At 65.1% G+C, this 26,319-nt stretch carries 26 protein-coding genes and 1 other RNA gene; 12 read left to right on the forward strand and 15 right to left on the reverse strand.

All coding sequences use genetic code 11. From position 1 onward, the window contains the following. Position 1: 1 nt before the first annotated feature. Positions 2 to 796 carry an AraC family transcriptional regulator gene (locus QPK29_RS13260; protein WP_056130593.1) on the forward strand — a complete coding sequence of 265 codons (795 nt, stop codon included), beginning with the start codon at positions 2 to 4 and terminating at the stop codon, positions 794 to 796. 131 nt (positions 797 to 927) lie between these two features. Here the strand turns inward: QPK29_RS13260 and QPK29_RS13265 are convergent, their stop codons facing one another. Together QPK29_RS13265 and QPK29_RS13270 are read right to left on the reverse strand one after the other, a co-directional pair. Further along, positions 928 to 1,377, reverse strand: coding sequence for a hypothetical protein (locus QPK29_RS13265; RefSeq protein ID WP_371769098.1), 450 nt, complete (start codon positions 1,375 to 1,377; stop codon positions 928 to 930). A gap of 56 nt (positions 1,378 to 1,433) precedes the next feature. After that, entirely contained in the window at positions 1,434 to 3,116 is a 1,683-nt protein-coding gene (locus QPK29_RS13270; RefSeq protein ID WP_371769099.1) for a serine hydrolase domain-containing protein, read from the reverse strand. A 123-nt stretch (positions 3,117 to 3,239) separates the two neighbouring features. Between QPK29_RS13270 and QPK29_RS13275 the strand changes: the two genes are divergently transcribed. After that, positions 3,240 to 3,674 carry a hypothetical protein gene (locus QPK29_RS13275; RefSeq protein WP_371769100.1) on the forward strand — a complete coding sequence of 145 codons (435 nt, stop codon included), beginning with the start codon at positions 3,240 to 3,242 and terminating at the stop codon, positions 3,672 to 3,674. Next, positions 3,671 to 4,096 carry a hypothetical protein gene (locus QPK29_RS13280; protein WP_371769101.1) on the forward strand — a complete coding sequence of 142 codons (426 nt, stop codon included), beginning with the start codon at positions 3,671 to 3,673 and terminating at the stop codon, positions 4,094 to 4,096. Before QPK29_RS13275 ends, QPK29_RS13280 begins: the two co-directional genes overlap by 4 nt. A 126-nt stretch (positions 4,097 to 4,222) precedes the next feature. Here the strand turns inward: QPK29_RS13280 and QPK29_RS13285 are convergent, their stop codons facing one another. From QPK29_RS13285 to groES, 3 genes are all read right to left on the reverse strand, one after another. Continuing rightward, entirely contained in the window at positions 4,223 to 4,657 is a 435-nt protein-coding gene (locus tag QPK29_RS13285) for a hypothetical protein (protein WP_371769102.1), read from the reverse strand. Between the two features lie 144 nt (positions 4,658 to 4,801). Beyond that, on the reverse strand, positions 4,802 to 6,448 hold the full coding sequence (gene groL / locus QPK29_RS13290; RefSeq protein WP_056130608.1) for a chaperonin GroEL: 1,647 nt from the start codon (positions 6,446 to 6,448) through the stop codon (positions 4,802 to 4,804). Between the two features lie 37 nt (positions 6,449 to 6,485). Continuing rightward, positions 6,486 to 6,776 carry a co-chaperone GroES gene (gene groES / locus QPK29_RS13295; protein ID WP_056130611.1) on the reverse strand — a complete coding sequence of 97 codons (291 nt, stop codon included), beginning with the start codon at positions 6,774 to 6,776 and terminating at the stop codon, positions 6,486 to 6,488. Positions 6,777 to 7,140: 364 nt separating this feature from the next. Between groES and QPK29_RS13300 the strand changes: the two genes are divergently transcribed. From QPK29_RS13300 to QPK29_RS13315, 4 genes are all read left to right on the forward strand, one after another. Then, positions 7,141 to 7,371, forward strand: a complete 231-nt coding sequence (locus tag QPK29_RS13300) for a hypothetical protein (protein WP_056130612.1) — start codon at positions 7,141 to 7,143, stop codon at positions 7,369 to 7,371. Further along, on the forward strand, positions 7,368 to 7,679 hold the full coding sequence (locus QPK29_RS13305; protein WP_056130616.1) for a cell division protein ZapA: 312 nt from the start codon (positions 7,368 to 7,370) through the stop codon (positions 7,677 to 7,679). The genes QPK29_RS13300 and QPK29_RS13305 overlap by 4 nt, the downstream gene beginning before the upstream one ends. A 44-nt stretch (positions 7,680 to 7,723) precedes the next feature. Further along, positions 7,724 to 7,904, forward strand: a non-coding RNA gene (gene ssrS, locus QPK29_RS13310) — 6S RNA. 70 nt (positions 7,905 to 7,974) lie between these two features. Then, positions 7,975 to 8,451 carry an EVE domain-containing protein gene (locus QPK29_RS13315; RefSeq protein ID WP_056130618.1) on the forward strand — a complete coding sequence of 159 codons (477 nt, stop codon included), beginning with the start codon at positions 7,975 to 7,977 and terminating at the stop codon, positions 8,449 to 8,451. A gap of 92 nt (positions 8,452 to 8,543) precedes the next feature. On the opposite strand, the gene lgt is transcribed toward QPK29_RS13315, so the two are convergent. Continuing rightward, a complete protein-coding gene (gene lgt, locus QPK29_RS13320) occupies positions 8,544 to 9,356 on the reverse strand; it encodes a prolipoprotein diacylglyceryl transferase (protein WP_056130620.1) in 813 nt (270 codons plus the stop codon). A 2-nt stretch (positions 9,357 to 9,358) separates the two neighbouring features. Further along, positions 9,359 to 10,246 carry a LysR family transcriptional regulator gene (locus tag QPK29_RS13325; protein ID WP_056130623.1) on the reverse strand — a complete coding sequence of 296 codons (888 nt, stop codon included), beginning with the start codon at positions 10,244 to 10,246 and terminating at the stop codon, positions 9,359 to 9,361. A 116-nt stretch (positions 10,247 to 10,362) separates the two neighbouring features. Here QPK29_RS13325 and ilvD point away from each other — a divergent pair, with 116 nt between their 5' ends. Continuing rightward, on the forward strand, positions 10,363 to 12,036 hold the full coding sequence (gene ilvD / locus QPK29_RS13330; protein WP_371769103.1) for a dihydroxy-acid dehydratase: 1,674 nt from the start codon (positions 10,363 to 10,365) through the stop codon (positions 12,034 to 12,036). A 197-nt stretch (positions 12,037 to 12,233) separates the two neighbouring features. Here ilvD and QPK29_RS13335 read toward each other — a convergent pair whose 3' ends face one another. Further along, positions 12,234 to 12,458, reverse strand: a complete 225-nt coding sequence (locus QPK29_RS13335) for a TIGR04438 family Trp-rich protein (RefSeq protein ID WP_056130629.1) — start codon at positions 12,456 to 12,458, stop codon at positions 12,234 to 12,236. Positions 12,459 to 12,633: 175 nt separating this feature from the next. On the opposite strand from QPK29_RS13335, the gene QPK29_RS13340 reads away from it, so the two are divergent. Continuing rightward, the gene (locus tag QPK29_RS13340) at positions 12,634 to 12,948 is read left to right on the forward strand and encodes a c-type cytochrome (RefSeq protein ID WP_056130632.1); all 315 of its coding nucleotides are present in this window, start codon (positions 12,634 to 12,636) and stop codon (positions 12,946 to 12,948) included. Between the two features lie 68 nt (positions 12,949 to 13,016). Here QPK29_RS13340 and QPK29_RS13345 read toward each other — a convergent pair whose 3' ends face one another. The 6 genes from QPK29_RS13345 to folD all read right to left on the reverse strand — a co-directional run bounded on the left by QPK29_RS13345 (position 13,017) and on the right by folD (position 18,795). Further along, a complete protein-coding gene (locus QPK29_RS13345; RefSeq protein WP_056130637.1) occupies positions 13,017 to 14,153 on the reverse strand; it encodes a branched-chain amino acid ABC transporter substrate-binding protein in 1,137 nt (378 codons plus the stop codon). Between the two features lie 91 nt (positions 14,154 to 14,244). Next, a complete protein-coding gene (locus tag QPK29_RS13350) occupies positions 14,245 to 14,604 on the reverse strand; it encodes a hypothetical protein (RefSeq protein WP_371769104.1) in 360 nt (119 codons plus the stop codon). After that, the gene (locus QPK29_RS13355; protein ID WP_371763964.1) at positions 14,601 to 15,026 is read right to left on the reverse strand and encodes a DNA polymerase III subunit chi; all 426 of its coding nucleotides are present in this window, start codon (positions 15,024 to 15,026) and stop codon (positions 14,601 to 14,603) included. Before QPK29_RS13355 ends, QPK29_RS13350 begins: the two co-directional genes overlap by 4 nt. Positions 15,027 to 15,173: 147 nt before the next feature. After that, positions 15,174 to 15,788 (reverse strand): DUF4124 domain-containing protein, encoded by a 615-nt coding sequence (locus QPK29_RS13360; protein ID WP_371769105.1) that lies wholly within the window; start codon positions 15,786 to 15,788, stop codon positions 15,174 to 15,176. A gap of 5 nt (positions 15,789 to 15,793) precedes the next feature. Next, positions 15,794 to 17,878, reverse strand: a complete 2,085-nt coding sequence (locus QPK29_RS13365; RefSeq protein ID WP_371769106.1) for a M3 family metallopeptidase — start codon at positions 17,876 to 17,878, stop codon at positions 15,794 to 15,796. A gap of 59 nt (positions 17,879 to 17,937) precedes the next feature. Further along, a complete protein-coding gene (gene folD / locus QPK29_RS13370) occupies positions 17,938 to 18,795 on the reverse strand; it encodes a bifunctional methylenetetrahydrofolate dehydrogenase/methenyltetrahydrofolate cyclohydrolase FolD (protein ID WP_371769107.1) in 858 nt (285 codons plus the stop codon). A 415-nt stretch (positions 18,796 to 19,210) separates the two neighbouring features. Here folD and aceE point away from each other — a divergent pair, with 415 nt between their 5' ends. From aceE to lpdA, 3 genes are all read left to right on the forward strand, one after another. Continuing rightward, entirely contained in the window at positions 19,211 to 21,907 is a 2,697-nt protein-coding gene (gene aceE / locus QPK29_RS13375) for a pyruvate dehydrogenase (acetyl-transferring), homodimeric type (RefSeq protein ID WP_371769108.1), read from the forward strand. A gap of 155 nt (positions 21,908 to 22,062) precedes the next feature. Beyond that, positions 22,063 to 23,391 (forward strand): dihydrolipoyllysine-residue acetyltransferase, encoded by a 1,329-nt coding sequence (gene aceF / locus QPK29_RS13380; RefSeq protein WP_371769109.1) that lies wholly within the window; start codon positions 22,063 to 22,065, stop codon positions 23,389 to 23,391. Positions 23,392 to 23,400: 9 nt separating this feature from the next. Beyond that, positions 23,401 to 25,218 carry a dihydrolipoyl dehydrogenase gene (gene lpdA / locus QPK29_RS13385; RefSeq protein ID WP_056130661.1) on the forward strand — a complete coding sequence of 606 codons (1,818 nt, stop codon included), beginning with the start codon at positions 23,401 to 23,403 and terminating at the stop codon, positions 25,216 to 25,218. 49 nt (positions 25,219 to 25,267) lie between these two features. On the opposite strand, the gene QPK29_RS13390 is transcribed toward lpdA, so the two are convergent. Further along, entirely contained in the window at positions 25,268 to 26,293 is a 1,026-nt protein-coding gene (locus tag QPK29_RS13390; protein WP_371769110.1) for a S41 family peptidase, read from the reverse strand. Positions 26,294 to 26,319 lie beyond the last annotated feature (26 nt).

Raw genomic sequence — 26,319 nt, forward strand, 5'->3', positions numbered from 1 at the left:
TATGACGATCGCCCCGTCTCCCCGCTACCGCCAGAAATTCCGCAAGCTGCCGCGCAGCGTGACGGCCGTGCCGTCCGAAGTGCAGCACGGCGAACTGGTCGAAGCCCACAGCCACCCGTGGGTGCAGCTGCTGTACGCCAGCGAAGGCGTGATGCGGGTGCGCACGGCGCTGGGCGTGTGGATCATCCCGCCGCGCCGCGCACTCCTCATCGCGCCCGGCATCGTGCACGAGCTGACGATGCTCAGCCGCGTCAATATGCGGACGCTGTACATCGAGAAGGCGGCGGCGGGCCGTCTCGTTGACGGGTGCAAGGTGCTGGAAGTGAGTCCGCTGCTGCGCGAGCTGATCCTGGCGCTGTCGGCGGAGCCCGTCGACTATCCGCCCGGCGGGCGCGGCGAGGCGCTGGCGCGGCTGATCCTGTCGGAACTGGAGGCCATGGAGACGGTGCCGATCGCCGTCCCGTGGCCGCGCGACCGCCGGTTGCAGGCCCTGTGCACGGACATCATGGCGCATCCCGCCAGCCAGCGCCGGCTCGACGACTATGCGCTCGACGCGGGCGCCAGCGCGCGCACGCTGATCCGGCTGTTTCCCCGCGAGACGGGTCTGCACTACCGCCAGTGGGTGCAGCAGGTGCACCTGGCGCACGCATTCGAGATGCTGGCGCGCGGCGAGAGCGTGGGCCGGATCGCGGAGGCACTGGGCTATGCGAGCCCGAGCGCGTTCACGAGCATGTTCCGCAAGCTGCTCGGCAAGACGCCGCAGCATTACCTGGCGGAGTGGCGGGCGCGGGTGTGAAGCGATGAAGGGGAGGCGCCGCCGACCGGGGGAGGAGTGGCGCCACCGTCCGCGCGAACGGGCGGTGGCGCTGCACGGTCAGCGGCAGCGTCCACGATAGACGCGTCGAATGGGGGCTGGTTTGTGGCCGATCAACGCGACTTCAGTTCGACGTTGCGGATATTGCGCCGCCATTCGGCCAGCGATTGCACGGAATCATTGTCCAGGTCTTCGACGAGGATGTCGTCACCCTCGTACGACACGAGGAAGCTGGCGCGGCGGTGCACGTTCTGCTTGCGGTCTTCCACGAAGCTCAGCTGGTAATACTTTTTGCCTTCGATGACGCGCGGGTTCGGATCGTCCTCGATGACGGCACCGTGCGCCGCGCCGTGCGAACGCTTTTCGATCTGCTCCGACCACGTCTTGAGTTCCGGCAGCGCCATCAGCGCGGCGATCGCCTGGTCGCGCGTGCGCGTGGGCACGGCCGGCGCCTGGACGGTGGCCGGCTTCGGCGGCGGCGCCGGTTTTTCGCCCTTGCAGGCGGCCAGCGCGGCCAGGGCGAAGAGGGTGGCGCTCAGCAGGCGGACGGGGCGTGCGGACATGTTGGCAAGTTGGAAGGGAAAGAACCAGTCTAAACCAACTGGTGTTGCCCAGCAACTTAACGGCTGGAGGGAGCCAGCGCGACCCGCGTGAACCGGACGTTGCGCGCTCGCTCCGTACTGATCGTGAACCCGGTGCAGCCATCGGTGCCGCACTGGTATTTGAGCGTGCCGAACCCGGTTTCATAGTCGCGTTCGCCGTTGAAACCGAGCGTGACCGTGCCGCCCGGATAGGTCAGCACGAGGTCGCCGTCCTTGCCGGCGATCGAATACAGGACGTGCAGCTCGTCGCTGTAGAAATCGCCTTCGACTCGCTTCAATTCCGCTGCGGAAGGCATCGGACGTGTGGTGCAGGTGGCGGGAATATCCTGCTCGCCCCAGTGCAGGATGCCGCCCGCGACGATGCCGTCCGGGCCGGGTGGATCGAAGCTGAAGCGGGAGGCCGTCACCCTGGCGAAGAAATCGCGCTCGCCATAGGGAAACGCGGGCATTTTCGGGAATCCCATGCCGAGCGCCATCAGCCGGCCGTTCTCCTTGGTGAAGGTGATCCCCGATTGCGGCGACGTCGCGTAAAAGCCGACCAGCGCATCCAGCCGCGCAGGGTCGAGCCGGATTTCCTTGAACGTCTTCGCGGGTGCCATGGGCTCGGCCGGCGCCGCGCCGGGTACGCGGTCCAGGAACATGTCGGCGACCTTGCGCACGGTGTGATAAGTATCGATGTCGGCGGTATTGGCGAACACCATCACCGACAGATGCTGGTCGGGGAAACGCCACAGCTGGTTGCCATAGCCGCCGGCCCCGCCGCTGTGTTCGACCAGCCGCAAGCCACGGTAGGGATAGACAAGCAGACCCGATGCGTACGCGATCGGCTTGCCGTCATTGAGCACGCCGGTTGCCTGCATCTGCCTGACCACGTCCATGCCGCCGACGCGGCCGTCGTAGAAATTGCGGTCCCACAGGGCCAGGTCGCCCAGCGTCGTCAACACGCCGCCGTCGCCGGCCATCGAGATGTTGACCGGCGCGAGCCGGAAGCCGTCGCTGTCGGCGGGCACGTACGACAGGACACGGCCGGGCACGAGGGTGCGGTAGTCCTGCTGGAACAGCGTGTGCGTCATGCCGAGCGGGACGAAGATGCGTTCGCGTGCAAATTCGGGAAACGGCTTGCCGGCCACGTGCTCCACGATCCGCGCGAGCAGCACGTAGCCGGTGTTCGAGTAGTCCCATTCCTGGCCGGGTTCGAAGTTGAGCGTGCGCTGGCGCCTGATCAATGCCAGCGCCTTGTCCTCGTCGATGACGTCGCCCGGGCGCAGGCCCGCCATGGCCATCAGGTCGAAGTAGTCGCGCAATCCGCTCGTGTGGTGCAGCAGGTTGCGGATCGTGATCTTCCTGCCGAAGTCCGGCACGTCGGGCAGGTACATATGGACGTCGTCGTCGAGCGACAGCTTGCCGTCCTTTGCCAGCAGGTGGATGGCGAACGCGGTGAACTGCTTGGACATCGACCCGATGAAGAACTCGGCGGACGGCGACATCGGCACGCCGCGCTCGATGTCGGCCATCCCGTAGCGCTTCGTCAGCACCACCTTGCCGTCGCGGATCACCGCGACGAGGGCGCCCGGCATGCCCGGCCGGTTCCACGGGGCGAACAGCGCGTCGATCTGACGTTCCGGCGACGGTGCGGGGCCGGCGATGCCGGCCAGCGGCAGGGCGGCCAGGAAGGCCGCAAGCAGTGCAAATCGTTTCACGTGTCGTTCCTCCTTGCCAATGTGGTGAGGAAGTATGGCAGAAGCTGAACAAAAATAGACGAGAATGGCAATTATTTTTTCCTATTGTTGGAATTCATAATTGCTACTTATTGGAAGTAAAAATTGCGTATCATTGGAATTGGTTCGCGCGGCGACGACACCGCGGCCCGCATCGTCGTCCGCCACGACGCCCTCGTGAAATACGGCGACACCAACCTGCTCGATGCGCGCGGCGCTCGAGTGGGTGCGTTCGAGGGCGGCGGCATACTGGAGACGAAGTTCAATGCCTCCGGCGGCTACACGGACAACGGCAGCGACCGCGATGCGGGCGGCAATCCGGCCGTCGGTTTGCTCCGCCGCGACATCGCGTCGACGGGCCACGACCGCGACGTCGGCACGGCCGGCAAGGCGACCTTGCCGCTGTGGCAAGGCCACGCGCTGGCCGTCGGCCGGGACGCCGGCCGCGCGCACCGCGTCGACGGCGCCGGCTTCGGCAGCGCGCGGTCATCGATGCGGCGTATGAACGCGAATGGGCGGCGGGCGCGCGGTTCTCGGTGAGCGCAGCGCAGCGCCGCATCGACGACACCACGCGCAACCTGGTCCGCTTCGATGCGGCCGCAGGCCGTTGGGTGTCGCAGCCGGAAAACGTCGGCGGCGCGACGACGCCCACGCTGCAGTTCGAAACGCATTTCCCGGTGCGGACGCTGGAACTGCGCGGCGGCGTCGCGCGCAACTGGTCGCACGCGGATGCGGTGCCGGGCCCGGACAACCGGCTCGACCAGCAGGTGCCGCTGTCCGCCAACCTAGTCGCCGACTGGCGGCGCGACCGGTTCTCGGCCGGCGCCAACTTCGGGTTCCGCCAGGCGGCCTTGTCCGCGTGTCGACGATCCAGACGGTCTATCTGCATGCGCGGCGCGACCTCGACGTCGATGCGGCCTGGAAGCCGCGCGCGGGATCGGCACCGCGCGTGCCGGCCGTGAACGTGCCGGGTTCGGACTTCGTCGACGACAGCCGCTACGCGACCATAGCCGGCGTGCTGCGCAACCGTATCGTCAACGTACGCCGCCCGAGTGTACGGGCGGCGTTCGAGACCCCGTTCCGAGCCGTCAGCCGCCGACCCGCAGCCCGTGTTCGTCGCACCAGCGGCGCAGCGCGGTCTGCGTTTCCTCGGTGCGGAAGCGCTGCCACGACTCGGTGGCGCCGCGCTCGTCGAGCAGGCGCTCGAAGCCGTCGGTGTCCTCGGCGCGGACGAGGTCGCGGATCGTCGCCTGGTCGCCCGCGAGGTGCGTGGCGGCGAAGCGGAACACGAGCTGGTCGCCGATGCCGAGCGTGCTCGCGGGCGGCACGGCCACGTAGTCGCTAATTTCGGTGCTCCTGCCTGCGCCCGCGTCGGCCGGCATTGGCGCTTCCTCGTCCATGTAGTCGTCGTTGAGCAAATGGATCATGCCCGTCGCGCGCGCGACGAGGGCCGTGGCGCGGCCTTCGCCATCGTCGACGACGAGGGCCGCGTGTTCGAGTTCGTCCAGGTTGACTGCCGCCATGGTGCCTCCGCTTGAAGTCGATGCCGCCAGTATGCAGCGGCTGCGGTTCAAGGCTCGCACGGTTAGTCCGGACAAAAGAAAAGCCCGCAGGGCGCGAACCCTGCGGGCTTCCGGTGCGACGGAGTACGGCGCGGGTACGGCGAATTACATCATGCCGTCCATGCCCATGCCGCCCATGCCGCCCATGCCACCCATGCCGCCGGCGGCCGGCTTGTCTTCGGCGACTTCCGAGACCATGCAGTCGGTGGTCAGCATCAGGCCGGCGATCGACGCTGCGTTCTGCAGTGCCGAGCGGGTGACCTTGGCCGGGTCCAGCACGCCCATTTCGACCATGTCGCCATAGGTGCCGTTCGACGCGTTGTAGCCGTAGTTGCCCTGGCCGTTGATGACGGCGGCGACGACGACCGACGGCTCTTCACCGGCGTTCTGGACGATCATGCGCAGCGGCTCTTCCATCGCGCGCAGGACGATCTTGATACCGGCTTCCTGGTCCGGGTTGTCACCCTTGACGTTCAGCGCGGCGCGGGCACGCAGCAGGGCCACGCCGCCGCCCGGGACGATGCCTTCTTCGACGGCAGCGCGGGTGGCGTGCAGCGCGTCTTCCACGCGTGCTTTCTTCTCTTTCATTTCGACTTCGGTCGCGGCACCGACGCGGATCACGGCAACACCGCCGGCCAGCTTGGCCACGCGCTCCTGCAGCTTCTCACGGTCGTAGTCCGAGGTCGCTTCTTCGATCTGGATGCGGATCTGCTTGACGCGCGCTTCGATCGCTTCGGCGGCACCGGCGCCATCGATGATGATGGTGTTTTCCTTGCCGACTTCGATACGCTTGGCCTGGCCCAGTTCGTTCAGCGAGACCTTTTCCAGGGTCAGGCCGACTTCTTCGGCGATCACCTGGCCACCGGTCAGGATGGCGATGTCTTCCAGCATGGCCTTGCGACGGTCGCCGAAGCCCGGGGCTTTCACTGCGACGGTCTTCAGGATGCCGCGGATGTTGTTGACGACCAGGGTCGCCAGCGCTTCGCCTTCGATGTCTTCGGCGACGATGACCAGCGGACGGCCAGCCTTGGCGACTTGCTCCAGCACCGGCAGCAGATCACGGATGTTCGAGATCTTCTTGTCGCACAGCAGGACGAACGGGTTCTCGTGAACGGCAACCTGCTTGTCCGGGTTGTTGATGAAGTACGGCGACAGGTAGCCGCGGTCGAACTGCATGCCTTCGACGATGTCCAGCTCGTCGTTCAGCGACTTGCCGTCTTCGACGGTGATGACGCCTTCCTTGCCGACTTTTTCCATCGCCTCGGCGATGCGCTCGCCGACGGACGAATCCGAGTTGGCCGAGATGGTACCGACTTGCGCGATCTCTTTCGAGGTCGTGGTCGGCTTGGCGATCTTCTTCAGTTCTTCGACGGTAGCGGTGACGGCCTTGTCGATGCCGCGCTTCAGGTCCATCGGGTTCATGCCGGCGGCAACGAACTTCATGCCTTCGCGGACGATGGCTTGTGCCAGCACGGTCGCGGTGGTGGTGCCGTCACCGGCGTTGTCGCTGGTCTTCGAAGCGACTTCCTTGACCATCTGCGCGCCCATGTTCATGAGCTTGTCTTTCAGTTCGATCTCTTTGGCGACCGAGACACCGTCCTTGGTGACGGTCGGGGCGCCGAACGAACGTTCCAGCACGACGTTGCGGCCTTTCGGGCCCAGGGTGACTTTGACTGCGTTGGCCAGGATATTGACACCCTCGACCATCTTGGCGCGTGCTACGTCGCCGAACACTACATCTTTAGCTGCCATGTTTTATTTCTCCAGATTCAGGAAGTTATTGGACGAATTACTGGGCCACGACGGCCATGATGTCTTCTTCGCGCATGACCAGCAGCTCTTCGCCGTTGACCTTGACGGCCTGGCCCGAGTACTTGCCGAACAGGACGCGGTCGCCGACTTTCACTTCCAGCGGACGGACGTTGCCGTTCTCCTGCACTTTGCCGTTACCGACGGCCAGCACTTCACCTTGGTCCGGCTTCTCGGCCGCCGCATCGGGGATGATCAGGCCGGATGCAGTCTTGGTTTCCTGGTCGAGACGCTTCACGATCACGCGATCGTGCAATGGGCGAAGGTTCATGCAAAACTCCTTTTAGTTGGTTTGACGAGCTATCCAGGGACCGCAGCCAGCCATCCTCGGGATCGACTCACTGCGGCGTAGAAAGGTTTGTTAGCACTCTCTACTAACGAGTGCTAATTATAGGGACGATAATTTGGCATTTCAAGCCACTGTGTTCGAGTTTTAATCGACTTTTTTGCGGTTTCGCAACCGATTCGGACGCATCGGGACAATGCGGGAGGCGCGCCGCCGGATGCGCGACCTGGCGGCGGTTGATGAACGCATAAGCATATGAGGGTAACATCGAACGCCCGCGACAGGGCGCACGATCGCACGGGAGCGCGCGCCTGTTGACGAAAAATTCAAGACGATCCTATAGTTACGGATGATTTCCGAATTCCAAGACCTCTCCGATAAGATCGACCGGCTCGCCCAGTTGACCCAGGCGCTGCGCAGCGAGAACTACCTGCTGCGCCAGGCGAACGCCTTGCTCAGCGCAGAAAACGTCGACTTCAAGAACCGGCTGATCGCGGCCCAGCAGCGCGTCGAAGCGCTGCTGGCGCACCTCGAACCCGCTCCCGAAACGACGACCGACGACGCCGAGGCCCCGCAATGATCCAACTGGACGTGACCATCATGGGCTTGCCGTATCGCCTGGCGTGCCGCGACGGCGAGGAGAAGACGCTGCGCGAAGCCGTGGCCTATCTCGACGGCAAAATGTGCGCATTGCGCGACTCGGGCAAGGTCAAGGGCACGGACCGCATCGCCGTGATGGCGGCGCTGTCGGTGGCCGCCGAATTCCTGTCCGTGAAAGCGCCGCAGGGACCCTTGGCGGACCTGACGATCCTGGAAGTCAAGCAGAAACTCGAGGCGATGCACACGGTGTTGGATGCCGCACTCTCGGCCGACCAAAACCTGGCCTGAGCCTAAAAACGTTTGACATGCCCGGCCATCGTAGTAAACTGCCGTCTACCCTGCGGTGTTCGAGATTTGCCATATATTCCTTGAACCATTCTTTCGCATAGGTTGTGGAACATGTTTGGTGGGCGCGATCGTCGCTAGTTCGACGAACCCGAAATTGAACTGACTACGACCACCTTGAGCCATCAGGTTCGGGATGCCGGCAAAAACGGCACAGGCGGGGATATATTCCGAAGCGGTTGCGTACGATAAGTTCGCAGCCGCTTTTTCATTTGTGCTGACGAATGGGGACCCGCGCATGCGCTACTGGTTGATGAAATCCGAACCCGATGAAGTGAGTTTCGCCGACGTCCTCGCAGCGCCCGGCAAGACGGTCGCCTGGTTCGGCGTGCGCAACTACCAGGCCCGCAATTTCATGCGCGACCAGATGGAGGTCGGCGACGGTGTCCTGTTCTATCACTCCAGCTGCGCGGTGCCGGGCGTGGCGGGTATCGCGAAGGTGGCCGGCGGTGCGTATCCGGATGCGTCGCAGTTCGACCCTTCCAGCCACTATTTCGATCCGAAGGCGACGCGGGAGCAGCCACGCTGGATTTCCGTCGACGTGACCGCGGTGGCGGAAGGACGTTATCTGCCGCTGACCGAGATGCGTGGCGTGCCGGCGCTGGAAGACATGGTGCTGCTGCAGAAGGGCAGCAGGTTGTCCATTTCGCCGGTGACGAAAGCGCAGTGGGACAAGGTGCTGGCGTTGATGGGCGTGTCGATCCCGGCCACGTAATTCAAACCGTCGCCCCTGCGAAGGCAGGGGCCCAATTTGTACGCGTTATCGACATGCGTAAAACTTGGTCCCCGCCTGCGCGGGGACGACGTTCAGGCGTGCACGGCCCGTTTGTTTGAACCCGAATACGCCCACCCCAGCATGATCAGTCCCGCCACGATCATCGGCAGCGACAACACCTGCCCCGACGTGATCGGCAACCCCATCACATGCGTCTCCCAATCGGGCACGCGGAAATACTCGGTGAAGAAACGCGCGCAGCCATACAGCAGCGTGTACAGCGCACCGACGGCGAGGCGCGGCCGCGGCTTGCGTGCGAACAGCCACATGATCACGAAGACGAGGATGCCGTCGACGAGCATCTGGTACAGCGGCGACGGATGGCGCAGCCCTTCCACGCCCGGCCACAGCATCGCCCACGGCAGGTTCGGATCGGCCAGGCGGCCCGGCAGCTCCGCGTTGATGAAATTGCCGAGACGGCCGCACGCATAGCCGATGGGGACCATCGGCGCGATGAAGTCGTACACGTCGAGCAGGTTGCGGCCGCGCTTCCTGGCCCACAGCGCCATCGCGATCAGCACGCCGAGGAAGCCGCCGTGGTACGACATGCCGCCGTGCCACGTCATGAAGATCTCGGCCGGGTGCGAGAAATAATAGTCCGGGCGGTAGAACAGCACTTCGCCGAGGCGCCCGCCGATCACCACGCCCAGCATCCCGTAGAACAGCATGTCGTCGAGGTCGGTGTTGGTCCAGCCCTGCGCCTGCACGTGGGCCTGCGTCTTGATGCGGACGCGGCCGAGCAGGATGAACAGGGCGAAGGCGACCACATACATGATCCCGTACCAGTGGATGTCGACGGGGCCGATGCTGAAGGCGACCGGGTTCGGTTGCGGGTGAACGAGCATAATTAAATTGTCCTCAGTAGTTCCAGGAAGCCCTTGAGCACCGGCGAAGGATTATCGCGGCGCCATGCGATGCCGGTCTCGACCAGCGGGGTCGCGTCGGCGAGGGCACGGTATTCTACGCCTGGCCGCATCAGGTTCGACACGGATTGTGGCACAAGTGCCAACCCCATGCCGGCCGAGACGAGACTGACGATGGTCTGCATCTGGATCGCCTGCTGGCCGATGGCCGGCGTGATGCCGGCTTCACGGAAGCAGGACAGGATCGCGTCGTGCAGCGCGGGCGAGATCTCGCGCGGGAAAATAATCAATGGCAGCGCGGGCAGGTTGCGCAGCGCGACCGGCCCCTTCTTGCGCAGCAGGCCCGCGGGCGCGCACAGGATCAGCGGCTCGTCCAGCACCTTCATGTAATCGAGCCCGGCGCGCGCGCGGTCGGGCAGCGGGGGGATCAGGAGGCCGGCGTCGATGCGGCCGCGCAGCAGTTCGTCCACCTGCACGTCCGACGTCGCTTCCTGCAGCGACAGCTGCACGCCCGGATAGCGTTCGCTGTAGCGGCGCAGGAAAGGCGGCAGCACGCTGTAGTCGGCCGACGTGATGAACGCGAGCGCCAGCCGTCCCGCTTCGCCGCTGGCCGCGCGCCGCGCCAGTTCGGGCAGCAGGGCCGCCTCGAGCAGGATGCGGCGGGCTTCGGGCAGCAGGGCGCTGCCGGCCGGCGTCAGCGCGACCGTGCGGCGGTTGCGCAGGAACAGCGCCGTGCCGAGGCCGTCTTCCAGCGCGGCGATCGCCTGCGACAGCGGCGGCTGCGTCATGTGCAGGCGCGCGGCGGCGCGGCCGAAGTGCAGTTCCTCGGCCACGGTGACGAAGTAGCGCAGCTGGCGCGTTTCGATGTTCATCGTATGGGTGGCGTGTCTGTGATTCGCGCAGCATATCAGAAGCACGCGTGACCGCCCATTTGACGCGAACCGGTCCGCGCGGCATGCTGGGAAAATCGTCCCATCAGGAGCCGACCATGCCTTATAACCGCCGTTCCCGCCACGTCACCGAAGGCGTCGCCCGCAGCCCGAACCGTTCGATGTATTACGCGATGGGCTACCGCGAGGAGGATTTCGACAAGCCGATGATCGGCGTCGCCAACGGTCATTCCACGATCACGCCCTGCAATTCCGGCCTGCAGAAACTGGCCGACGTGGCCATCGCCACCATCCGCGACGCGGGCGCCAATCCGCAGGTGTTCGGCACGCCCACCATCTCCGACGGCATGTCGATGGGGACGGAAGGCATGAAGTTCTCGCTGATCTCGCGCGAGGTGATCGCCGACTGCATCGAGACGTGCGTCAACGGCCAGTGGATGGATGGCGTCGTCGTGATCGGCGGCTGCGACAAGAACATGCCGGGCGGGATGATCGCGCTGGCGCGCACGAACGTCCCCGGCATCTACGTCTACGGCGGGACGATCAGGCCGGGGCACTGGAAGGGCAAGGACCTGACGATCGTGTCGGCTTTCGAAGCCGTCGGCGAATTCACGGCGGGGCGCATGAGCCAGGAGGATTTCGACGGCATCGAGCGCAACGCCTGCCCGTCGTCCGGGTCGTGCGGCGGCATGTACACGGCGAACACGATGTCGTCGTCGTTCGAGGCGCTCGGGATGTCGCTGCTGTACTCGTCGACGATGGCCAATCCGGACGACGAGAAGGTGGGATCGGCGGCGGAGTCCGCGCGCGTGCTCGTGGAAGCCGTCAAGCGCGACCTGAAGCCGCGCGACATCATCACGCGGGAATCGATCGAGAACGCGGTGGCGGTGATCATGGCGACGGGCGGTTCGACGAACGCCGTGCTGCACTACCTCGCCATCGCCCACGCGGCCGAGGTGGAATGGACGATCGACGATTTCGAGAGAGTGCGCCGCCAGGTGCCCGTGATCTGCAACCTGAAGCCGTCGGGCGAATACGTCGCGACGGACCTGCACCGGGCGGGCGGTATACCGCAGGTGATGAAGCTGCTGCTGGACGCGGGCCTGCTGCACGGCGACTGCATCACCATCACGGGCCGCACGCTGGCGGAGGAACTGGCGAACGTGCCGTCCGTGCCGCCGCAAGGCCAGGACGTCATCCGTCCGCTGGACCGGGCGCTGTACAGCGAAGGCCACCTGGCGATCCTGAAGGGGAATTTGTCGCCGGAGGGCTGCGTGGCCAAGATCACGGGCCTGAAGAACCCCGTGATCACGGGGCCGGCGCGCGTGTTCGACGACGAGTACAGCGCGATGGACACGATCCTCGCGAACCGGATCAACCCGGGCGACGTGCTCGTGCTGCGCTACCTGGGCCCGCGCGGCGGCCCCGGCATGCCGGAGATGCTGGCGCCGACCGCGGCGCTGATCGGCAAGGGGCTCGGTGAATCCGTCGGGCTGATCACGGACGGTCGCTTTTCCGGCGGGACGTGGGGCATGGTCGTGGGCCACGTGACGCCGGAAGCGTTCGAGGGCGGCACGATCGCGCTCGTGCAGGAAGGAGATTCGATCACGATCGACGCGCACCGGCAGCTGATCCAGCTGAACGTGCCGGACGACGAGATCGCCCGCCGGCGCGCGGCGTGGGTGCGGCCGGCGCCGCGTTATACGCGTGGGGTGCTGGCCAAGTTCGCGGCGCTTGCGGAGCCGGCGAGCAAGGGGGCGGTGACCTGCTGAGCATCCGAAGTCGGACGCGTTGAGCCGTCGTCCCCGCGAAGGCGGGGATCCAATTTTTCATGAGCTGGCGATACGCGTGCAACTTGGGCCCCCGCCTTCGCGGGGCGACGTTGACATGTTCATACGCTCGGAGAACATGCCCTATACGCCACATGACATGTTCGCCAACAACCCCGCGTGCTAAGCTCCCGGGCGCACTACTTGCGTTTGTCGAAGCTCTGCTTCACGCGTTCCTTGCGCCGCTTTTCGTCGAGGTCGTGGGCCTTGCGCTTGTCGAGGCCCAGCATCTTTTCGATGAATTCGAACCAGATGAAGCCGGCGACCATCAGGCCGACGATCCACCACCAGGACAGTTCGGCGAAGCGCCAGACCTCGAAATAGCGCAGGACGACGAGGACGAGGATCAGCAGGATCAGGGGCATGACGGAATTCCTTTCGAGCGGCCATGTTACAACAGTGCTGCTGATCAGCAACAGAATACTGCCATCTGGTCAACGACAATCTGTATCATCCGTTACTAAACATGTCCCCGCCGCTATGCGCTGGGAAACACGATAGAATTCGAATTATAGAAATGCCCCCAACTGGAGAGAGTCGATGAAACGTACCATGATGTTGTTTGCTGCAGTCTCTGCCCTGGCTTCGACCGGCGCCTTCGCGCAAGACGCGGCCGCCCTGGCGAAGGCCAAGAATTGCATGGCTTGCCACTCCGTGCAAACCAAGCTGGTCGGCCCGGCCTACAAGGACGTCGCCGCCAAATACGCGGGCCAGAAAGATGCCGAAGGCAAACTGGTTGCGAAGGTCATGAAGGGTGGTTCGGGTGTCTGGGGTCCGGTCCCGATGCCGGCCAACCCGCAAGTCAGCGAAGCGGAAGCCCACACGCTGGTCAAGTGGGTCCTGGCGCAGAAATAATCCCGCGATCCGACGCTCAATAAAAAAAAGCGCGCCATGCATGTGCAGGCGCGCTTTTTTTATCGTGCTCAGCGGATCACGTCGAGTTTCGTGCGCTTGCCGCCCTTGTAGGTGAACAGGGTCAGCGCGCCATCCTTGATGTCGCCGTTCGCATCGAACTGGATCGTCCCGGTCACGCCTTCGTACTTGATGTTCTTGAGGACGGGCAGGTACTTGGCGGGATCGGCCGATTTCGCGTTCTGCATCGCCGTCGCCATCACCATCACGGAATCGTAGACGTATGGCGCGTACAGCTGCACGTCCATGTTGAACTTCTTCTTGTAACGGGCGCGGAAGTCTTCCATGACTTTTTCCTGCGGACCTTTCACGCCGCCCGCTTCCGCGCAATAGACCCTGCCTTCGCCGAGACCGTCGCCGGCCAGGCGGCCCAGCGCGTCCGTGCACATGCCGTCGCCGCCCATGAAGACGGCCGTGATGCCGAGCGCCTTCATCTGCTTGAGCATCGGGCCCGCGACGGAGTCCATGCCGCCGAAGAAGATCAGGTCCGGCTTCTTCGCCTTGATCGACGTGAGGATCGCCGTGTAGTCGGTGGCCGTGGCGCTCGTGAATTCGCGGCCGACAACCTTGATGCCCGGCTTTTTCAGGCCCTTCGCGAATTCGTCCGCGACGCCCTGGCCGTACGTCGTGCGGTCGTCGATGATCGCGATGTTCTTCGCGTGCAGCGTGTCGATCGCGTACTTGCTCAGCGTGCTGCCCAGCTTGGCGTCGCTGGCGACGACGCGGAATGCGCCGGGGAAATGCTGGCGCGTGTAGACGGGGGCCGTCGTGGCGGGCGAGATCTGCACGATGCCGGCGTCGTTGTAGATCTTCGACGCGGGCACGGTGGTGCCGGAATTCAGGTGGCCGATCACGCCGTTGACTTTCGCATCGACGAGCTTCTGCGCCACCGCCGTGCCCTGCTTGGGATCGGCGCCGTCGTCTTCGGAGATCAGTTGCAGCGTGACCTTCTGGCCGTTCAGCGTGACGCCCTTCGCGTTGAGCTCGTCGATCGCCATGCGCGCGGCGTTCTCGTTGTCCTTGCCGAGGTGGGCGCTGGGGCCGGAGATCGGCGCCACATGGCCGATCTTGACGACTTGCTGCGCGCTCGCCGTGCCCGCGAAGGCGAGGGCGATGGCTAAGGGGATGAGTTTCGTTGTGACCTGCATGTTCTCTCCAGGAAGGATGTTATGTCCGCAGGTCGAAGTTACCCTAATTTATGGTTTGCGCAAAGCGTTCCAATCGGGAGAGCGATGACGCTCAATCGCGCGAGCGCAGGTGCGTGAGTTCCTGCGCGACGGCGCGCGCGACGACCTGTTCGACCGTCACCTGCAGCCCGTCGCGCAATTCCGTCGCGAGCCGCGTCACCACGTGGTCCAGCACGGGCGCCATGCTGCTGCGGACCTGGTCTTCCAGTACCAGTTCGACGCGGTCCTGCAACCGGTCGAGCACGCGCGCGACGAGGCGTTCCTCGAGGGCGCGCCAGGCGTCGTCGTCGAGCTCGCGCGGCGCGGGCTGCCCGGGTTCGGGCTGGGCTTCGGCCGTGGGTGCCGGCGCGGTCTCGGCCACGACCTCGGTGAGGACGGGGATGCTTTCGTCGTTGAAGGGAATATCGCTCATGATTGTCCCGCCACGAAGTGGGTCAACGGATAGGACTGCTTCTTGTAGGCGACATAGCGCGCGCGGCCGGCGGCGGCGTCTTCCTCGTCCGTCGAGATGATCTCGAACACGCGCGCGAACTGCTCGAAGCCGGCCGGCGTGCGGCGCGTCAGGTTTACGAGCATGTCGCGATGCGGCAGCTCGACCCGTTCGTCGGCCGTGACGATGACCGGCGTCTCCGGCGCGAGGGGATCGCCCGCCATCACGTGCGGGATGAAGTCGGTGCCGGACAGCGTCCACAGCGCCTCGTTCAGGGCTTCCGCCTGCGCCGGGCTGTCGGCCAGCAGGACGAGCTTCGCGCGCGCCGCGTACGCCTTGCGCGCGAGGCGGCAGACGTAGCTGAGCTTGTCGGGGATGTTGGTGTGGAAGTCGATCCGGGTCATGTTAGCTCGGAGTATAAACCACCGTCGCCCCCGCGCAGGCGGGGGGCCAATTTTGCGCAGCCGGCGGCACGTGCAGACTTGGGTTCCCGCCTGCGCGGGAACGACGTGCTCGTGCTAACGATGAAATGAACAATGTCGGCATTGTGCTCAGAACTGGAAATCCGGTGGCGCTTTCTTCGGCTGCGGCTGCTGGCGCGGCTGCTGCCGCTCCGCCTGCGCGGCTGCTTCGTCCGGCGCCGGTGGCGCCGGCAAGCGCGGCGGCGGCACCGGGGCGGCGGCCTCGCTGGCGCCGGTCCGGTAGCCCGGCGGCAGCATTGTCTTGCGTGGATAAGACGCGGCATCGAGCGCTTCGTTCCACGTGCCGGCCGCGAAGCCCGTCAGCGGGCGGTTGCCCACGACGAGCAGCGGCAGCTCGTCCTTGCCGCCGGCGCGGTGCAGCTGCTCGCGGTCTTCCGCCGTGTTCACGGTCTTTTCCGCGAACGGGATGCCGCGCGCGCGCAGCAGGGCGCGGCCCTGGTCGCAGGCGTCGCAGCGGGCCGTCGTGTACAAGGTCACGGGGTGCAGCTTCGCGGCGCGCGCCAGTTCGTACGGCAGCGACGGCGTCGCTTCCGGCCGGTTGTCGGGGCGCAGCACCTGCGCCGTCCCCTTGGCCGGCGGCGTGTCGCTGTAATGCACGACGCCGGCCGCATCCTTCCACTTGTACGTCTGGCCGTGCGCGGCGGCAGCGGCAACGACGAGTGCGAATGCGGCGACGGCGCGCATATTGCTCAGGCCTGCATCCCGTTATGGCGCAGCAGCGCGTCGATCGTCGGTTCGCGGCCGCGGAAGGCCTTGAACGATTCGAGCGCCGGGCGCGAGCCGCCCACGGCCAGGATCTCGCGGTGGAAGCGCTTGCCCGTCTCGTCGAGCAGCGAACCGCCGCCCGCTTCGACGGCCTCCTCGAACGCGGCATACGCGTCCGCCGACAGCACCTCGGCCCACTTGTAGCTGTAATAGCCGGCCGCGTAACCGCCCGCGAAGATGTGGCCGAACGAATGCTGGAAGCGGTTGAACGACGGCGGGATCAGCACGGCGAACTTCGTGCGCACCTCGTCGACCAGTTCCTGCACCGTCTTCTGGCTGGTCGGGTCGAAGTCGTAGTGCAGGTGCATGTCGATCAGCGAGAACTCGACCTGGCGCAGCGTCTGCATGCCGGACTGGAAGTTCTTCGCCGCGAGCATCTTGTCGTACAGCGCGCGAGGCAGCGGCTCGCCCGTTTTCACGTGCGCCGTCATGCCTTGCAGGACGTCCCACTCCCAGCAGAAGTTTTCCATGAACTGCGACGGCAGCTCGACGGCATCCCATTCCACGCCCGAGATGCCGGACACCGACAGCTCGTCGACTTCCGTCAGCATGTGGTGCAGGCCGTGGCCGAATTCGTGGAACAGCGTGGTGACTTCGTCGTGCGTGAACAGCGACGGCTGGAGCTTGCCGTCGACTTCCGCCGGCGGCGTGAAGTTGCAGGTCAGGTAGGCGATCGGCGTCTGCACGATGCCGCCCGTCGTCAGGCGGCGGCCGCGCGCGTCGTCCATCCACGCGCCCTGGCCTTTGCCCGGACGCGCGTACAGGTCGAGGTAGAACTGGCCGATGAGTTGACCGTTCTTCTCGATGCGGAAGAAACGCACGTCCGGATGCCAGACCGGCGCGTCGTCCGGAGAAATCGTCACGTCGAACAGTGTCGAGATCAGGCCGAACAGGCCGGCGACGACCTTAGCCTCAGGGAAGTATTCCTTCACTTCCTGCGCGGAGAACGCGTAGCGCTTCTCGCGCAGCTTTTCCGACGCATACGCCACGTCCCACGCCTGCATGTCGGCAATGCCCAGTTCGTCCCTGGCGAACGCGCGCAGCTCGGCCAGGTCCTTCTCGGCGTACGGACGGGCGCGGCGGGCGAGGTCTTCCAGGAACTCGATCACGTGTTCCGGCGTCTCGGCCATCTTCGGTTCGAGCGAGACATGCGCGAAGCTCTGGAAGTCGAGCAGCTTCGCCTCCTCGTCGCGCAGTTTCAGCAGCTGGGCGATATTGCCCGTGTTGTCCCATTTTTCCAGCTCGGAGAACACGGCGCCCATCTCGGAGGCCTTGGTGGCGTTGGCGCGGTAGATCTGTTCGCGCAGCTCGCGCTTGTCGGCGAATTGCAGGATCGGGAAATAGGACGGGAAGTGCAGGCTGAATTGCCAGCCCGTCTTGCCGTCGCGCTCCGCCGCGGCGCGTGCGGCCGCCTTGACGTCGTCCGGCAGGCCGGACAGGTCCGCTTCGTCGGCGACGAGCAGTTTGTAGTCGTTGGTCGCGTCCAGCACGTTTTCCGAGAAGCGCGTGGACAGCTTCGCCTGCTCTTCCTGGATCTCGGCGAAGCGTTCCTTCTGCTTTTCGGGCAGCTCGGCGCCGCCCAGGCGGAAGTCGCGCAGGGCGTTCTCGACGATGCGCTTGCGGGCCGGCGCGAGGTTCGCGAAGTCCGCGCTCGCGCGCAGCTGCTTGTATTTGTCGAACAGCGCTTCGTTCTGGCCCAGCTCCGTCCAGAACTCGGTGATCTTCGGCTGGTTCTCGTTGTAGGTGGCACGCAGCTCGGGCGTGTCCATCACGTGGTTCAGGTGGTTGACCACGCCCCAGGCACGGCCCAGGCGTTCCGTCGCTTCCTCGAGGGGGACGACGAAGTTGTCCCAGGTGACGCTGTCGGCCGGCGCTTCGGCCTGGCTCACGGCGGTGCGCGCCTCGGCGATCAGCTGTTCGATCGCCGGCGTCACGTGCTCGGGACGGATCAGGTCGAACCGGGGCAGCCCGGAAAAGTCGAGGAGGGGATTGGTCGTTTCGGTCGTCATAGTCAGAGTCCTTTATTCAATCTCACCGCCATCTTACCCGGGCCGGCCATTGACAGGCGTTATGCGCGCTCGGCCACGCGCTCGGCCGACTCCAGCGTATTCATGAGCAGCATGGTGATGGTCATCGGACCCACGCCACCCGGCACCGGCGTGATGTGGCCGGCGACTTCCTTGACGCTGTCGAAGTCGACGTCGCCGCACAGCTTGCCTTCGTCGTTGCGGTTGATGCCCACGTCGATGACGATGGCGCCCGGCTTGACCATGTCGCCCGTCAGCGTGTTGCGGCGGCCGACGGCGGCCACGACGACGTCCGCCTGGCGGGTGTGGTAGCCCAGGTCCGGCGTACCGCTATGGCAGATGGTGACGGTGGCATTCTGTTGCAAGAGCAGCAGCGCCATCGGCTTGCCGACCGTGTTGCTGCGGCCGATCACGACGGCATGCTTGCCGCGCAGGTTCACGCCGGTCGTCTCGATCAGCTTCATGCAGCCGTACGGGGTGCACGGGCGGAAGCCTTCCAGGCCGGCCATCAGTTCGCCGGCGGACAGCACCGAGTAGCCGTCCACGTCCTTGCTGGTGGCGATGGCTTCGATGACTTTCGATGCGTCGATGTGCTTCGGCAGCGGCATCTGCACGAGGATGCCGTGGATGGCCGGATCCGCGTTCAGCGCGGCGATACGGTCGAGCAGGGCCTGCTCGGAGAAATCGGCCTCGTACTTTTCCAGCACGGAGTGGAAGCCCACGTCGCCGCAGGCCTTGACCTTGTTGCGCACGTAGACGTGGCTGGCCGGATCGTCGCCGACGATGATCACGGCCAGGCCGGGCTGGTGGCCGGCAGCGGTGAGGGCGGCGGTGCGGGCGGCGATGTCGGCGCGCAGTTGTTGGGAAAGTTTGACTCCATCGATCAATTGGGCGGTCATGGCGGGGGGCTCGTGTGCTGGACAAAAACGAAATTATAAGCGCCCAGGAGGGTATCGCGCGCCGCCCGGAGGCGTTCGTTGTCATATTTATCGACGTGCTTGTGCCGGCATGGGCACGTCATTCCCGCGAAAGCGGGAATCCATGCTGATGATCGGAACTCGAATACGTCGCAGGAATGAACCGTTGTCGACTTCGATGCCTCGGCATGGGTCCCCGCTTCCGCGGGGACGACGGTATGTTTATGCCAATCACATGGCATTCATCTCACATTATGAAATCGAATATCATATTTTGAAAATTGCGTGTTCCACTGGTAGAATCGACAGGCTTTATTCAAGGGATAGTCTTTTCGCCACCAAACGTCCGTGACGAAATCAGGATCGGGTGGGGCACCACACTCAAGGAGACGTAGCAATGTCAGCTCAACTCGACCAGTTGACGGCACAAGCCGCCAACGACCCGGATACGCTCGAGACCAAGGAATGGCTCGACGCGCTTGAAGCGGTCATCGAATTCGAAGGTACCGATCGCGCGCACTATCTGCTGGAGCGCCTGGTCGACCTGGCGCGCCGCCGCGGCGCCCACGTTCCGTTCTCGAGCAACACCGCCTACGTGAACACGATTCCGACCCACCTGGAAGCGCACTGCCCCGGCAACCTGGAATACGAAGAGCGCCTGCGCTCGTGGATGCGCTGGAACGCGATGGCGATGGTCGTCAAGGCCAACCGCTTCGACGGCGACCTCGGTGGCCACATCTCGTCGTTCGCCTCGCTGGCGAACATGCTGGGCATCGGCTTCAACCATTTCTGGCACGCCCCGACCGAAGACCACGGCGGCGACCTGCTGTACATCCAGGGCCACTCGTCGCCCGGCATCTATGCCCGCGCCTTCCTCGAAGGCCGCCTCTCCGAAGAGCAGCTGCTGAACTTCCGCCAGGAAGTCGACGGCAAGGGCCTGTCGTCCTACCCGCACCCGAAACTGATGCCGGACTTCTGGCAGTTCCCGACCGTGTCGATGGGCCTGGGCCCGATCATGGCGATCTACCAGGCGCGCTTCCTGAAGTACCTGGAAGCCCGCGGCATCGCCAAGACCGACAACCGCAAGGTCTGGGTCTTCTGCGGCGACGGCGAGATGGACGAGCCGGAATCGATGGGCGCGATCGGCATGGCCGCGCGCGAAAAGCTGGACAACCTGGTCATGGTCATCAACTGCAACCTGCAGCGCCTGGACGGCCCGGTGCGCGGCAACGGCAAGATCATCCAGGAAATGGAAGCCGATTTCCGCGGCGCCGGCTGGAACGTCGTCAAGGTCATCTGGGGCCCGGGCTGGGACGCCCTGCTGGCCAAGGACAAGGACGGCATCCTGCAGCGCGTGATGATGGAAACCGTCGACGGCGAATACCAGAACTACAAGTCAAAGGATGGCGCGTACGTGCGCAAGCACTTCTTCGGCAAGCACCCCGAGCTGCTGAAGATGGTCGCGAACATGACCGACGACGACATCTGGCGCCTGACCCGCGGCGGCCACGATCCGCACAAGATCTACGCGGCCTTCAAGAACGCCCAGGAAAACAAGGGCACCCCGACCGTGCTGCTCGTGAAGACCGTCAAGGGCTTCGGCATGGGCAAGTCGGGCGAGGCGCGCAACACCGCGCACCAGACCAAGAAACTGGACGACGAAGCCATCCGCGAAATGCGCGACCGCTTCGCCATCCCGATCCCGGACGACAAGCTGGCCGAGATTCCGTTCTTCAAGCCGTCCGACGACGCGCCTGAAATGAAATACCTGCACGAGCGCCGCAAGGCCCTCGGCGGCTACCTGCCGCAGCGCCGCCAGCAGGCCGACGAGAAGCTGCCGGTCCCGCCGCTGTCGACCTTCAAGGCCGTCACCGACCCGACCGCCGCCGGCCGCGAGATCTCGACGACGCAAGCCTATGTGCGTACGCTGACCACGCTGCTGAAGGACCAGAACCTGGGCCAGCGCATCGTCCCGATCCTGGTCGACGAATCGCGTACGTTCGGCATGGAAGGCCTGTTCCGCCAGATCGGTATCTTCAACCAGGAAGGCCAGCTGTACGAACCGGTCGACAAGGACCAGGTGATGTACTACCGCGAAGACAAGGCGGGCCAGATCCTGCAAGAGGGTATCAACGAAGCGGGCGGCATGTGCTCGTGGATCGCCGCGGCGACGTCGTACTCGACGAACAACCGCGTGATGATCCCGTTCTACACGTACTACTCGATGTTCGGCCTGCAGCGCGTCGGTGACCTGGCCTGGCTGGCCGGCGACATCCGCGCCCGCGGCTTCCTGATGGCGGGTACCGCCGGCCGCACGACGCTGAACGGCGAAGGCCTGCAGCACGAAGATGGCCACAGCCATATCTTCGCGGCGACCATCCCGACCTGCGTCCCGTACGACCCGACCTATGCGCACGAAGTGGCGGTGATCATCCAGAACGGCCTGCACCGCATGGTGGAGAAGCAGGAGGATGTGTTCTATTACATCACCATCATGAACGAGAACTACGAGCAGCCGGGCCTGAAGCCGGGTACGGAAGAGGGCATCATCAAGGGTATGTACCTGCTGCAGGAAGGCGATAAAAACGCCAAGCAGCGCGTGCAGCTGATGGGCTCCGGCACGATCCTGCGCGAGTCCGTGTTCGCCGCCGAGCTGCTGAAGAACGACTGGGGTGTCGCCGCCGACGTGTGGTCGTGCCCGTCGCTGACGCTGCTGGCCCGCGACGGCCAGGACGCCGACCGCTGGAACCTTACGCACCCGCTTGATGCGCCGCGCGTGCCGTACGTGACCCAGCTGCTGCAGGGTTCCGAAGGCCCGATCGTCGCGACGACCGACTACATGCGCCTGTTCGCCGAGCAGATCCGCGCCTACGTCCCGAGCGGCCGCACGTACAAGGTCCTGGGCACCGACGGCTTCGGCCGCTCGGACACCCGCGCCAAGCTGCGTGAGTTCTTCGAGGTGAACCGTTACTACATCACGGTCGCCGCGCTGAAGTCGCTGGCGGAAGAAGGCAAGATCGACGCGAAGGTGGTGGCGGACGCGATCGCCAAGTACGGCATCGATCCGAACAAGCCGAATCCTGTGACCCAGTAATGCTCGAATAGCCGTCGTTCCCGCGCAGGCGGGAACCCATACTGAGGTAGCGAAGTCGCTCGTGTATGCTTCTTCGTGCAACTCGGCATGGATCCCCGCGTGCGCGGGGATGACGGTTGTCTCGGCCAACGATAAGAATACGGAGCTAACACACTATGAGCATTGTGGAAGTCAAAGTCCCCGACATCGGTGACTTCAAGGAAGTCGAAATCATCGAGCTGATGGTCAAGCCGGGCGACACGATCAAGGTCGACCAGTCGCTGATCACGGTGGAATCGGACAAGGCCAGCATGGAGATCCCGTCGAGCCATGCGGGCGTCGTCAAGGAGATGAAGGTCAAGGTCGGCGACAAGGTCGGCGAAGGCTCGCTCGTGCTGCTGCTCGAGGAAGCTGCCGGCGGCGCCGAAGCCGCTCCGGCCCCGGCACCTGCTGCCGCCGCACCGGCACCGGCTCCGGCCGCAGCGCCAGCGCCGGCACCTGCTGCCGCACCTGCACCGGCTCCCGCCGCAGCGCCGGCACCTGCATCGACCGCCGCCGCCGCGCCGGCCGCGAGCTTCGCCTCGGCCCACGCCTCGCCGTCCGTGCGCAAGTTCGCGCGCGAACTGGGCGTCGACCTGAACAAGGTGAAGGGTTCCGGTCCGAAGGGCCGCATCACCCAGCAGGACGTGCAGGGCTTCGTCAAGTCGGCGCTGGCCGCCGGCCCGACCGCGGCACCGGCAGGTGCGGGCGGTGGCGCAGGCCTGAACCTGCTGCCGTGGCCGTCGCTGGACTTCTCCAAGTTCGGCGAGACCGAAGCGCAGCCGCTGTCGCGCATCAAGAAGATCTCCGGCCCGAACCTGCACCGCAACTGGGTCATGATCCCGCACGTGACGCAGTTCGAAGAAGCCGACGTCACCGACCTGGAAGACCTGCGCGTCGAATCGAATGCCGCGTATGCGAAAGCCAAGTCGCCGGTCAAGCTGACCATGCTGGCGTTCGTGATCAAGGCCTCCGTTGCCGCGCTGAAGAAGTTCCCGAACTTTAACGCGTCGCTGGACGAAGCAAACGGCCAGCTGATCCTCAAGAAGTACTACAACATCGGCTTCGCGGCCGACACGCCGAACGGCCTGGTCGTCCCGGTCATCAAGGACGCCGACAAGAAGTCCGTGTCGCAGATCGCCACCGAAATGGGCGAGCTGTCCGCACAGGCGCGCGAAGGCAAGCTGTCGCCTGCCAACATGCAGGGCGCGACCTTCACGATCTCGTCGCTGGGTGGCCTGGGCGGTACCGCGTTCACCCCGATCATCAACGCGCCGGAAGTCGCGATCCTGGGCCTGTCCAAGTCTTCGATGAAGCCGGTGTGGGACGGTAAAGCTTTCCAGCCGCGCCTGATGCTGCCGCTGTCGCTGTCGTTCGATCACCGCGTGATCGACGGTGCCGCCGGCGCCCGCTTCACGACCTACCTGGCCGATGTCCTGGCCGACCTGCGCAAGACGCTGCTGTAAGGAGAGCCCATGAGCACCGTTGAAGTCAAAGTCCCGAATATCGGCGATTTCAAGGAAGTCGAAATCATCGAACTGATGGTCAAGCCCGGCGACACCATCAAGGTTGACCAGTCGCTGGTCACTGTCGAATCGGACAAGGCCAGCATGGAGATCCCGTCGACCCACGCCGGCGTCGTGCAGGAACTGAAGGTCAAGGTCGGCGACAAGGTGAGCGAAGGCTCGCTGCTGCTGACCGTCGACGACGCAGGCGCGGGCGCTGCCGCTGCACCTGCGGCCGCCGCTGCACCGGCTGCAGCCGAGCAGGCACCGGCCAACAAGCCGGCCGATTCATACGCACCGGCCCACCCGACCCCGTCGGCACCGGCCGCACCCATCCCGAACGCGGCCAGCTACAGCGGCCCGGTCGACGTCGAATGCGAGATGATGGTGCTGGGCGCCGGCCCCGGCGGCTACTCGGCCGCCTTCCGCTCGGCCGACCTGGGCATGAACACCGTCCTCGTCGAGAAGTACGCGACGCTGGGCGGCGTGTGCCTGAACGTGGGCTGCATCCCGTCCAAGGCGCTGCTGCACGTGGCGCACATCATGGACGAGACGGCGCACATGGCCGATCTCGGCGTGTCGTTCGCCAAGCCGGACGTCGACATCGACAAGCTGCGCGCGTACAAGGACAAGGTCATCAAGACGATGACGGGCGGCCTGGCCGGCATGGCCAAGGCGCGCAAGGTCAACGTCGTGCAGGGCGTCGGACAATTCCTGAGCCCGAACCACATCGAAGTGACCGGACCCGATGGCGCCAAGAAGGTCGTCGCGTTCCAGAAGGCGATCATCGCGGCCGGTTCGGCCGTCGTGAAGCTGCCGTTCGTGCCGGAAGATCCGCGCATCGTCGACTCCACCGGCGCGCTGGAACTGCGCCAGGTGCCGAAGCGCATGCTCGTCATCGGCGGCGGCATCATCGGCCTCGAAATGGCGACCGTGTACTCGACGCTGGGTGCGCGCATCGACGTCGTCGAGATGATGGATGGCCTGATGCAGGGCGCGGACCGCGAGGCCGTCAAGGTCTGGCAGAAGTTCAACGCGTCGCGCTTCGACAACATCATGTTGAAGACCAAGACCGTCGGCGTGGAAGCGCTGCCGGAAGGGATCAAGGTCACGTTCGAAGCCGCCGAGGCAGGCCAGCCGGCACCGGAAGCGCAGGTCTACGACCTCGTGCTGGTGGCCGTGGGCCGCAGCCCGAACGGCAAGAAGATCGGCGCGGAAGCAGCGGGCGTGTCGGTCACCGACCGCGGCTTCATCCCGGTCGACGGCCAGATGCGCACGAATGTCCCGCACATCTTCGCCATCGGCGACCTGGTGGGCCAGCCGATGCTGGCGCACAAGGCCGTGCATGAAGCCCACGTCGCCGCGGAAGCCGCGCATGGCGAGAAGGCCTATTTCGATGCGAAGGTGATCCCGTCGGTCGCGTACACCGATCCGGAAGTGGCATGGGTCGGCCTGACCGAAGACGAAGCGAAAGCCAAGGGCATCAAGGTCGAGAAGGGCCACTTCCCGTGGGCCGCATCGGGCCGCGCCGTCGCCAACGGCCGCTCGGAAGGCTTCACGAAGCTGCTGTTCGACGCCGAGACCCACCGCATCATCGGCGGCACGATCGTCGGCACGAGCGCCGGCGACATGATCGGCGAAGTCGCGCTGGCCATCGAGATGGGCGCGGACGGCGTGGACATCGGCAAGACGATCCACCCGCACCCGACCCTCGGCGAGTCGATCGGCATGGCGGCGGAAGCCTACGAAGGCGTCTGCACCGACCTGCCGCCGCCGCGCAAGCGCTGATCCAGGCGCCGCACGTCGTAACAAGCCGGGACCATGTGTCCCGGTTTTTTTATTCCTGGAGCCGGCGTTGCAGCATGTCCTTCGCCACCGCAAGCGCGTTGTCCGGCGTCGCCGCGACATCCGGTGCGACGCCCACGCCTTCCCAGTTGGTATGGGTAATGGGACTGATGGTGCGTGCATTGGGTATCGCAGCAAAAAAATGGTCCGCAAGGCGGAAGGGACGTGTGGGGTGGGCACCGCCCCAGGTCCGCTCGCCGATCACGGTGGCGCGTTTCAGTGCCTGCATCGTGTACGCGAAGTCTTCGCCGGCCGACATCGTGCCGGGACCAGCCAGGATCAGGACCGGCTTCTTGCCGCCATAGCGCTTGCCGCCCAGCTGATCGACCGACCAATGCTGCGTGGCGACGCCGGTATCGCGCTCCCAGATGTCGTTGAGCCGCGTACGCCCATCGACGAAATAGCTGACCAGCAAAGCCACCCCGTCTGGCGTGCCGCCGTGGTTGTTGCGCAGGTCGACGATGAGGCCATCGGTGTCGGCGAGCTTGTCCATCGCTGCCGCATATTTTGCGGCCACCAGGAACGGCGGCGGGAAGCCGGAAATTTCCAGATAGCCGATCCTGGGGTTCAGGTGATCGACTTTTTCCACGCCAAGGCTGGACGCGAGGATACGCTGGCGCACCTCAGGGGGCGCGATGCGTTCCCACTCGGCCAGCGACGTGGGGCGCGGTCCGACTTCACGGTCGGGCGGCACCAGACCGGGGTCGAATCCCACGAACAAGTGCTTGTCATGAAGGACGTCGGCAAGGTCGGCCGTGAGCTGTTTTGCCAGTTGTTCGCCATCCGTGATCCCATCGTACTTGCCGTCGCGCTGGCGCTGGCGCAGGACCGTCCCGACTTGCCTGGCCTTGTCGGGAAAGACGTAGTGATCGTTCAGCTTTGCCACGAGCGCATCGATCGCTTGCACGCGCATCGCGCTGTCGACGGCAACCTTGGGCGGCGGCTCGGGCGTGGCGGCGCAGGCGCCGAACGTGGCGAGCAGCAGCAAGCACGGTACGACGATCCACTTCTTTTTCATTTTTGTCCTTTGGCAGTGAGTTGGAG

Source organism: Massilia orientalis, assembly GCF_030411975.2.
Taxonomy (GTDB): domain Bacteria; phylum Pseudomonadota; class Gammaproteobacteria; order Burkholderiales; family Burkholderiaceae_D; genus Telluria; species Telluria orientalis.

Bases quoted from the DNA above. Each gene is read 5' to 3' on its own strand.
- QPK29_RS13350 (WP_371769104.1), bottom strand. From the start codon at position 14,604: ATGAGCGATATTCCCTTCAACGACGAAAGCATCCCCGTCCTCACCGAG.
- ilvD (WP_371769103.1), top strand. From the start codon at position 10,363: ATGCCTTATAACCGCCGTTCCCGCCACGTCACCGAAGGCGTCGCCCGC.
- QPK29_RS13365 (WP_371769106.1), bottom strand. From the start codon at position 17,878: ATGACGACCGAAACGACCAATCCCCTCCTCGACTTTTCCGGGCTGCCC.
- lgt (WP_056130620.1), bottom strand. From the start codon at position 9,356: ATGCTCGTTCACCCGCAACCGAACCCGGTCGCCTTCAGCATCGGCCCC.
- folD (WP_371769107.1), bottom strand. From the start codon at position 18,795: ATGACCGCCCAATTGATCGATGGAGTCAAACTTTCCCAACAACTGCGC.
- QPK29_RS13340 (WP_056130632.1), top strand. From the start codon at position 12,634: ATGAAACGTACCATGATGTTGTTTGCTGCAGTCTCTGCCCTGGCTTCG.
- QPK29_RS13315 (WP_056130618.1), top strand. From the start codon at position 7,975: ATGCGCTACTGGTTGATGAAATCCGAACCCGATGAAGTGAGTTTCGCC.
- aceF (WP_371769109.1), top strand. From the start codon at position 22,063: ATGAGCATTGTGGAAGTCAAAGTCCCCGACATCGGTGACTTCAAGGAA.
- QPK29_RS13265 (WP_371769098.1), bottom strand. From the start codon at position 1,377: ATGTCCGCACGCCCCGTCCGCCTGCTGAGCGCCACCCTCTTCGCCCTG.
- QPK29_RS13260 (WP_056130593.1), top strand. From the start codon at position 2: ATGACGATCGCCCCGTCTCCCCGCTACCGCCAGAAATTCCGCAAGCTG.
- lpdA (WP_056130661.1), top strand. From the start codon at position 23,401: ATGAGCACCGTTGAAGTCAAAGTCCCGAATATCGGCGATTTCAAGGAA.
- QPK29_RS13305 (WP_056130616.1), top strand. From the start codon at position 7,368: ATGATCCAACTGGACGTGACCATCATGGGCTTGCCGTATCGCCTGGCG.
- QPK29_RS13300 (WP_056130612.1), top strand. From the start codon at position 7,141: ATGATTTCCGAATTCCAAGACCTCTCCGATAAGATCGACCGGCTCGCC.
- aceE (WP_371769108.1), top strand. From the start codon at position 19,211: ATGTCAGCTCAACTCGACCAGTTGACGGCACAAGCCGCCAACGACCCG.
- QPK29_RS13390 (WP_371769110.1), bottom strand. From the start codon at position 26,293: ATGAAAAAGAAGTGGATCGTCGTACCGTGCTTGCTGCTGCTCGCCACG.
- QPK29_RS13355 (WP_371763964.1), bottom strand. From the start codon at position 15,026: ATGACCCGGATCGACTTCCACACCAACATCCCCGACAAGCTCAGCTAC.
- QPK29_RS13325 (WP_056130623.1), bottom strand. From the start codon at position 10,246: ATGAACATCGAAACGCGCCAGCTGCGCTACTTCGTCACCGTGGCCGAG.
- QPK29_RS13335 (WP_056130629.1), bottom strand. From the start codon at position 12,458: ATGCCCCTGATCCTGCTGATCCTCGTCCTCGTCGTCCTGCGCTATTTC.
- groL (WP_056130608.1), bottom strand. From the start codon at position 6,448: ATGGCAGCTAAAGATGTAGTGTTCGGCGACGTAGCACGCGCCAAGATG.
- QPK29_RS13360 (WP_371769105.1), bottom strand. From the start codon at position 15,788: ATGCGCGCCGTCGCCGCATTCGCACTCGTCGTTGCCGCTGCCGCCGCG.
- QPK29_RS13285 (WP_371769102.1), bottom strand. From the start codon at position 4,657: ATGGCGGCAGTCAACCTGGACGAACTCGAACACGCGGCCCTCGTCGTC.
- groES (WP_056130611.1), bottom strand. From the start codon at position 6,776: ATGAACCTTCGCCCATTGCACGATCGCGTGATCGTGAAGCGTCTCGAC.
- QPK29_RS13345 (WP_056130637.1), bottom strand. From the start codon at position 14,153: ATGCAGGTCACAACGAAACTCATCCCCTTAGCCATCGCCCTCGCCTTC.